The organism is Mycobacterium sp. E1715 (genome assembly GCF_001667625.1).
GTDB lineage: Bacteria > Actinomycetota > Actinomycetes > Mycobacteriales > Mycobacteriaceae > Mycobacterium.
Map to the genome: position 1 here is coordinate 24,141 of NZ_LZJJ01000553.1, position 7,754 is coordinate 31,894.

At 66.9% G+C, this 7,754-nt stretch carries 8 protein-coding genes; all 8 read left to right on the forward strand.

All coding sequences use genetic code 11. The features are described 5' to 3' along the window. Nucleotides 1–88: 88 nt before the first annotated feature. A complete protein-coding gene (gene lysS / locus A9X03_RS27040) occupies nucleotides 89–1,600 on the forward strand; it encodes a lysine--tRNA ligase (protein ID WP_068263879.1) in 1,512 nt (503 codons plus the stop codon). Between the two features lie 124 nt (nucleotides 1,601–1,724). After that, nucleotides 1,725–2,063 (forward strand): histone-like nucleoid-structuring protein Lsr2, encoded by a 339-nt coding sequence (gene lsr2 / locus A9X03_RS27045; RefSeq protein ID WP_067754209.1) that lies wholly within the window; start codon nucleotides 1,725–1,727, stop codon nucleotides 2,061–2,063. A gap of 319 nt (nucleotides 2,064–2,382) precedes the next feature. After that, entirely contained in the window at nucleotides 2,383–4,917 is a 2,535-nt protein-coding gene (gene clpC1, locus A9X03_RS27050; protein WP_067754212.1) for an ATP-dependent protease ATP-binding subunit ClpC, read from the forward strand. Nucleotides 4,918–4,989: 72 nt separating this feature from the next. Further along, on the forward strand, nucleotides 4,990–5,370 hold the full coding sequence (locus tag A9X03_RS27055; protein WP_067758483.1) for a YbjQ family protein: 381 nt from the start codon (nucleotides 4,990–4,992) through the stop codon (nucleotides 5,368–5,370). A 142-nt stretch (nucleotides 5,371–5,512) separates the two neighbouring features. Beyond that, on the forward strand, nucleotides 5,513–5,722 hold the full coding sequence (locus tag A9X03_RS27060) for a CbtB-domain containing protein (protein WP_068263882.1): 210 nt from the start codon (nucleotides 5,513–5,515) through the stop codon (nucleotides 5,720–5,722). Between the two features lie 4 nt (nucleotides 5,723–5,726). After that, nucleotides 5,727–6,503, forward strand: a complete 777-nt coding sequence (locus A9X03_RS27065) for a CbtA family protein (protein ID WP_067890517.1) — start codon at nucleotides 5,727–5,729, stop codon at nucleotides 6,501–6,503. After that, nucleotides 6,500–7,030 carry a histidine phosphatase family protein gene (locus A9X03_RS27070; protein ID WP_068263886.1) on the forward strand — a complete coding sequence of 177 codons (531 nt, stop codon included), beginning with the start codon at nucleotides 6,500–6,502 and terminating at the stop codon, nucleotides 7,028–7,030. The genes A9X03_RS27065 and A9X03_RS27070 overlap by 4 nt, the downstream gene beginning before the upstream one ends. Before the next feature lie 51 nt (nucleotides 7,031–7,081). Beyond that, a partial coding sequence (locus A9X03_RS27075) for a DUF222 domain-containing protein (RefSeq protein ID WP_156746694.1) occupies nucleotides 7,082–7,754 on the forward strand: 673 nt, incomplete at its 3' end.

The window sequence follows — 7,754 nt, forward strand, 5'->3', positions numbered from 1 at the left end:
TGGTCGCGACCGGAACAACGACCGTGACGGCAATCTCGGCGGGCCGCCGGTAAGAGCCGTCCCGCGAGGTCATTTAAGCTGGCACGTCGTGAGTGACGCCAGCGAGGATGCAGCAGCAGACCTGCCCGAGCAGTTCCGCATCCGCCGGGACAAGCGCGCTCGCTTGTTGGCGGAGGGCCGGGAGCCCTATCCGGTCGCCATCGAACGCACCCACACCCTGGCGCAGGTGCGCGCCGACCACCCCGACCTGCCGGTCGATACCGCTACCGACGACGTCGTCGGCATCGCGGGCCGGGTGATCTTCGCGCGCAACTCGGGGAAATTGTGCTTCGCGACGCTCCAGGAGGGTGACGGCACCACGCTCCAGGTGATGCTCAGCCTCGACAAGGTGGGCTCCGAATCCCTGGACGCGTGGAAGTCCGACGTCGACCTCGGCGACATCGTCTACGTGCACGGCAATGTGATCAGCTCACGGCGCGGCGAATTGTCCGTGCTCGCCGATTCCTGGCAGATGGCGGCCAAGTCGTTGCGGCCGCTGCCGGTGGCCCATAAGGAGATGAGCGAAGAGGCGCGGGTGCGGCAGCGCTACGTCGACCTGATCGTCCGCCCCCAGGCCCGCACGGTGGCGCGGCAGCGAATCGCCGTGGTCCGCGCGATCCGCAACTCGCTCGAACGGCGCGGGTTTCTCGAAGTCGAGACGCCTATGTTGCAGACGCTGGCGGGCGGCGCGGCGGCGCGGCCGTTCGTGACGCATTCCAATGCTCTGGACATCGATCTGTACCTGCGGATCGCACCGGAACTGTTCCTCAAGCGCTGCATCGTCGGTGGTTTCGACAAGGTCTTCGAAGTAAATCGAGTGTTCCGAAACGAGGGCGCGGATTCGACGCATTCTCCCGAATTCTCGATGCTCGAGACCTACCAGGCCTACGGAACCTATGACGATTCGGCAGTCGTCACGCGCGAGCTTATTCAAGAGGTCGCTGATGAGGCGATCGGAACCCGACAACTGCCGCTGCCCGACGGGAGTGTCTACGACATAGACGGCGAATGGGCGTCGATTCAAATGTACCCGTCGCTGTCCGCGGCGCTCGGCGAGGAGATCACCCCCGAGACCCCGGCGGAGCGGTTGTGGGCCATCTCGGATCGGCTGGGGGTCGAGATTCCCCGAGACCGGGGCTACGGGCACGGCAAGCTCGTCGAGGAACTGTGGGAGCACTCGGTCGGAAACACGCTGACGGCGCCCACCTTCGTGCGGGACTTCCCCGTGGAGACAACGCCTTTGACCCGTCAGCACCGCAGCATCCCCGGTGTGACCGAGAAGTGGGACCTCTACGTGCGCGGGGTCGAATTGGCCACCGGGTATTCCGAGCTGAACGACCCCGTCATTCAGCGGGAGAGATTCGCCGCCCAAGCCCGCGCGGCCGCGGCGGGCGACGACGAGGCCATGGTGCTAGACGAAGACTTTCTTGCCGCCCTCGAGTATGCGATGCCGCCGTGCACGGGAACGGGAATGGGTATCGATCGGTTGTTGATGACTTTGACTGGGCTGTCAATTCGCGAGACAGTTTTGTTCCCGATTGTTCGGCCGCACTCCACATGAAAAACGCAACTGTGCGCCTTGCGGCCGGATTGAGTATGCTGCCTTGTTATGGCAGATTGGTGACCCGGGGAGGCTCACCCAAACTGCTCAGCAACTGCTCAGGACGAAATGCGAGGATAAGCTAATGGCGAAAAAAGTGACCGTCACCTTGGTCGATGATTTCGACGGTGCCGGCGCAGCCGACGAAACGGTCGAATTCGGCCTTGACGGGGTGACCTATGAGATTGACCTTTCGTCCAAGAATGCGGCAAAACTCCGCAACGACCTGAAGCAGTGGGTGGAAGCCGGACGCCGGGTCGGCGGTCGGCGGCGTGGGCGGTCCAGCTCGGGTCGCGGCCGCGGCGCGATCGACCGCGAGCAGAGCGCGGCGATCCGTGAGTGGGCCCGCCGCAACGGCCACAACGTCTCGACGCGCGGCCGCATCCCGGCCGACGTCATCGACGCGTTTCACGCGGCAACCTGACAAACCTCTTAACCGGCGCCCCGGACCGCAGCGGCCCGGGCGCCGGTTTGTCATTTCGCTGGCGGCGAAAGAATCGTCCGAGAGTGCGGGAAACGAATTGGCACCCGGCCACGTTGGTTCGGTTACGGCGCTGTAATGACAGGGGAGTTCGCCCGATACGGGCCCGGCGGGTCTTGAACAGCAAGGAACCGCAAGGTTATGCCCCCTGGCAGGCCGACCATTACAGTGGATGGCAGGTATGAGATTCCGGCCCCGACGGGGACCGGGTGGGCCACACAGAGGCCAAGTACCGATGGTGAGGGAGAGCAGGTAACCACCGATGTTTGAACGATTTACCGACCGTGCCCGCAGGGTCGTCGTCCTGGCGCAAGAAGAGGCCCGGATGCTCAACCACAACTACATCGGCACCGAGCACATCCTGTTGGGTCTGATTCACGAGGGCGAGGGCGTCGCGGCGAAGTCGCTGGAGTCGCTCGGGATCTCGCTGGAAGGCGTTCGCAGCCAGGTCGAGGAGATCATCGGCCAGGGCCAGCAGGCGCCGTCGGGGCACATCCCGTTCACCCCGCGCGCCAAGAAGGTTCTCGAGCTGAGCCTGCGGGAGGCGCTGCAGCTCGGCCACAACTACATCGGTACCGAGCACATCCTCCTCGGACTCATCCGCGAGGGTGAGGGCGTCGCCGCCCAGGTGTTGGTCAAGCTGGGCGCCGAGCTGACGCGGGTGCGCCAGCAGGTCATCCAGCTGCTCAGTGGCTACCAGGGCAAGGAGGCCGCGGAGGCCGGCACCGGCGGCCGCGGCGGCGAGTCGGGCAGCCCGTCCACCTCGTTGGTGCTCGACCAGTTCGGGCGCAACCTGACGGCCGCCGCGATGGAGGGCAAGCTCGACCCGGTCATCGGCCGCGAGAAGGAAATCGAGCGCGTCATGCAGGTCCTGAGCCGGCGCACCAAGAACAACCCGGTGCTGATCGGCGAGCCCGGCGTCGGCAAGACCGCCGTCGTCGAGGGCCTCGCGCAGGCCATCGTGCACGGCCAGGTTCCCGAGACGCTGAAGGACAAGCAGCTCTACACCCTGGACCTCGGTTCGTTGGTGGCCGGCTCGCGCTACCGCGGTGACTTCGAGGAGCGGCTGAAGAAGGTGCTCAAGGAGATCAACACCCGCGGCGACATCATCCTGTTCATCGACGAGCTGCACACGCTCGTCGGCGCGGGCGCGGCCGAGGGTGCGATCGATGCGGCCAGCATCCTGAAGCCCAAGCTGGCCCGCGGTGAGCTGCAGACGATCGGTGCAACGACTCTCGACGAGTACCGCAAGTACATCGAGAAGGACGCCGCCCTGGAGCGCCGCTTCCAGCCCGTGCAGGTGGGGGAGCCGACGGTGGAGCACACCATCGAGATCCTCAAGGGGCTGCGCGACCGCTACGAGGCGCACCACCGGGTCTCGATCACCGACTCCGCGCTGGTGGCCGCCGCCACCCTGGCCGACCGCTACATCAACGACCGGTTCCTGCCGGACAAGGCGATCGACCTGATCGACGAGGCGGGCGCCCGGATGCGGATCCGCCGGATGACCGCGCCGCCAGACCTGCGCGAGTTCGACGAGAAGATCGCCGACGCCCGCCGCGAGAAGGAATCGGCGATCGACGCCCAGGACTTCGAGAAGGCCGCCAGCCTGCGCGACCGGGAGAAGCAGTTGGTCGCTCAGCGGGCCGAGCGCGAAAAGCAGTGGCGCTCAGGCGATCTCGACGTGGTCGCCGAGGTCGACGACGAGCAGATCGCGGAGGTGTTGGGCAACTGGACCGGTATCCCCGTGTTCAAGCTCACCGAGGCCGAGACCACCCGCCTGCTGCGCATGGAGGACGAGCTGCACAAGCGGATCATCGGCCAGGAAGACGCCGTGAAGGCCGTCTCGAAGGCCATCCGCCGCACGCGCGCCGGGTTGAAGGACCCCAAGCGCCCGTCGGGTTCGTTCATCTTCGCCGGCCCGTCCGGTGTCGGTAAGACCGAGCTGTCCAAGGCGCTGGCCAACTTCCTGTTCGGCGACGACGACGCGCTCATCCAGATCGACATGGGCGAGTTCCACGACCGGTTCACCGCGTCGCGGCTCTTCGGTGCCCCGCCGGGATACGTCGGCTACGAAGAGGGCGGCCAGCTCACCGAGAAGGTGCGGCGCAAGCCGTTCTCGGTGGTGCTGTTCGACGAGATTGAGAAGGCGCACCAGGAGATCTACAACAGCCTGTTGCAGGTCCTCGAGGACGGCCGGCTCACCGACGGTCAGGGCCGCACGGTCGACTTCAAGAACACCGTGCTGATCTTCACCTCGAACCTCGGTACGTCCGACATCAGCAAGCCGGTCGGCCTGGGCTTCACCCAGGGTGGCGGTGAGAACAACTACGAGCGGATGAAACAGAAGGTCAACGACGAGCTGAAGAAGCACTTCCGCCCGGAGTTCCTCAACCGCATCGACGACATCATCGTGTTCCACCAGCTGACCAAGGACGAGATCATCCGCATGGTCGACCTGATGATCGAGCGGGTCAGCAAGCAGCTCAAGGCCAAGGACATGGCGATGGAGTTGACCGACAAGGCCAAGGCCTTGCTGGCCAAGCGGGGCTTCGACCCGGTGCTGGGTGCGCGCCCGTTGCGGCGCACCATCCAGCGCGAGATCGAGGACCAGCTGTCCGAGAAGATCCTGTTCGAGGAAGTCGGACCGGGACAGATCGTCACGGTCGACGTGGACAACTGGGACGGCGAAAGCGCCGGCGAGGACGCGGTGTTCACCTTCACCGGCACCCGCAAGCCGCCGGCCGAGCCGGACCTGGCGAAGGCCGGGGCGCACGCGGCGCCGGAAACGCCCTAGCGATTACCGGAAACGGGCGGTTAGTCTCACGGGACTGACCGCCCGTTTTCGCTGTGACCAGGAGGCAAGCCAGTGCTGATCGTCACCACCAACGACCTGCCCGGCTGGGAGATCCAGCGGGTCTGCGGCGAAGTGTTCGGGCTGACCGTCCGTTCGCGAAACGCCTTCTCCCAGATGGGCGCGGGATTCAAGGCGATGTTCGGCGGCGAGCTGGCCGGCATGACCAAGAACCTGGCCGAGAGCCGGAACGAGGCGATGGGGCGGCTGATCACCGAGGCGCGCAATCGCGGCGGCAACGCGATCGTGGCGATGCGGTTCGATACGACCGAAATCGGCGACGTGTGGACCGAGATCTGCGCCTACGGCACGGCGGTCCAGGCGACACCGCTGACCGAGGCCGCGAAATACACGGCCAGCCAGCTGGGTTATGGCTCCCCGCCTCCACAGCAGTGAGCGGCGGTTTAGACTGACTCTCGTCCTGACGGGCAACGGAATCTGGTGAAATTCCAGAACGGTCGCGCCACTGTCGATAGTCAGACCCATGGCCCGTCGTCACCAGAGGGGACGCGGTTATCCCCCGGAAGGAGAGTCGATCGTGCCGAACCTTGAGACGACCCGGACCCGATCGGTTGATTTGTCGGCCGCCGGCTCCGCGGCCTGGTTGGCGGCAACCGCCTTCCTGGCCCTGTTGGCGCTGTACTTCGTCGGCGTGGACCAGGGCGCGGTGTCGCTGTTCGGCAGCGATTCGCACGTGCACGAGTTCGTGCACGACGCGCGGCACCTGCTCGGCTTCCCCTGCCACTGATCGCGTGGAGAAGCGTCTGATCGGGCGCGGCTTGCTGGCCGGTGCAATCGGCGCGGTGCTGGCGTTCGCCTTCGCCCGCCTGTGCGCCGAGCCGGTGATCGGCCGCGCGATCGCCTTCGAGGACGGCCTGGCCGACGCGGAGAACGCTCATGGTGTGCACGAGCACGGCGCCGAGTTGTTCAGCCGCGGGGTGCAGTCCAACGCCGGGCTGGGCTTCGGATTGCTCATCTTCGGCGTCGCGCTGGGCGCGCTGTTCAGCGTGCTGTTCTGTGTGATCGCCGCGCGTGTGACAAGCGTTGGGCCACGCGCGCTTTCGCTGCTTTTGGCGGCGGCCGCCTTCGTCGCGGTCTACCTGGTGCCGTTCGTGAAGTATCCGCCCAACCCGCCGGCGGTGGGCCAGGCGGACACGATCGGGGAGCGCACCGGCTGGTACCTGGTCATGGTGGTGGCCTCGGTGGTGCTGACCATCGCGGCCGTGTGGCTGGCGCGGTTCCTGACCGCCCGCCTCGGCGCGTGGAACGGGCGGCTGCTCGCCGCGGGCGGCTACGTCGCGGCGGTCGCGGTGCTGGCGATGTCGTTGCCGGACATAGACGAGACCCCCGGGCCGCTGCGCGACGCGTCGGGCACGATCGTCTATCCGGGCTTTCCCGCCGACGTCCTCTACGACTTCAGGCTGCTCTCGTTGTCCGCGCAGTTGGTGCTGTGGGTGACCGTCGGCGTGGTGTTCGCGACGCTCGCCGGGCGGTTGCTCGAGGAGCGCGCGCCGAGCATCAACGCGTGACCGGTGTCCTGCGGCTGACGATGGTGTCACACGCGATGACCGACGCCATGGCGTCCGCGCGATTTCCGCTCGACGAACCGCTCAGCGACGTCGGACGTGGGCAGGTGAAAAAGGTTGGCTCCAAAGCCAAGAAGCACCTCGCCGCGCCCGAGCGGCGTGCCTGTGAAACCGCGGAGCTGCTGGGCCTGGCGGCCAGCGTCGAGCCCCGGTTGGCCGACATCGATTGCGGGACATGGCGCGGGCAAGCACGGGAGACAATCGACCCGCGGGACCTCGAGGCGTGGCTGACCGACCCGGGCCGGGCGCCGCACGGTGGCGAGTCGATCGTCGCCCTGGTCGAACGGGTGGCGGGATGGCTGAAGTCGGTGAACCAGCCGACCGTGGCGGTGACGCATCCCGCGGTCATCCGGGCGGCGATCCTGGTCGCCCTGGCGGCACCGCCGGAATCGTTCTGGCGCATCGACATTGCGACCGTCAGTCGTACCGTCATGCACCTGCGCGACGGCCGTTGGACGCTGCGGCTGTGAGCGGGGATCGGGTTTTCGAAACTTGTCGTACCCCGCTGCGATGATGGGTTCATGTCCTCGACCGCATCGTCCGACTCCGTGGTGGTGAGCCCCAAAGACCGTCTCGGGGTGCTGTTCGAGGAGCTGGCGGAGTTGGCCGGTCAGCGCAACGCCATCGATGGGCGCATCGTGGATTTGGTCGCCGAGATCGAGCGTGAGGAGCTGTGCGGCATGACCGGCGCGCGGTCGGTGCCGGCGTTGGTGGCCTGGAAGCTGGGGTTGTCCTCGACCACCGCGCACACGATCGCCACCGTCGCGCGCCGGGTCGAGGAGTTCCCCCGCTGCACCGAAGGAATGCGGGAGGGCCGGCTGTCGCTGGATCAGGTCGGCGTCATCGCGGCACGTGCGGGTGCGGGCTCCGATGCGCACTATGCGGAGTTGGCGCGGGTGGCCACGGTCAACCAGTTGCGCACCGCGGTCAGGCTCGAACCGCGACCCGACCCAGGACCCCGGCGCGAGCTCGAGCCCTCGTTGAGGAAGACCTCCACCGAGCAGGGCGCCTGCTATCGGATCTCCCTGCCGTCTGCGGACGCCGCGACGTTCGACGCCGCCTTGCAGTCCCATCGTGACGCGCTGATCGCCGAATGGAAGCACGACCGCGCCGAGGGAGCGTCAGACAGCGCGCCGCCCCTGCCGGGCAGCGTCGAGGCGTTCATGCGCCTGGTCGAGGCCGGGTGGGACGCGG

Bases quoted from the DNA above. Each gene is read 5' to 3' on its own strand.
- lsr2 (WP_067754209.1), top strand. From the start codon at position 1,725: ATGGCGAAAAAAGTGACCGTCACCTTGGTCGATGATTTCGACGGTGCC.
- clpC1 (WP_067754212.1), top strand. From the start codon at position 2,383: ATGTTTGAACGATTTACCGACCGTGCCCGCAGGGTCGTCGTCCTGGCG.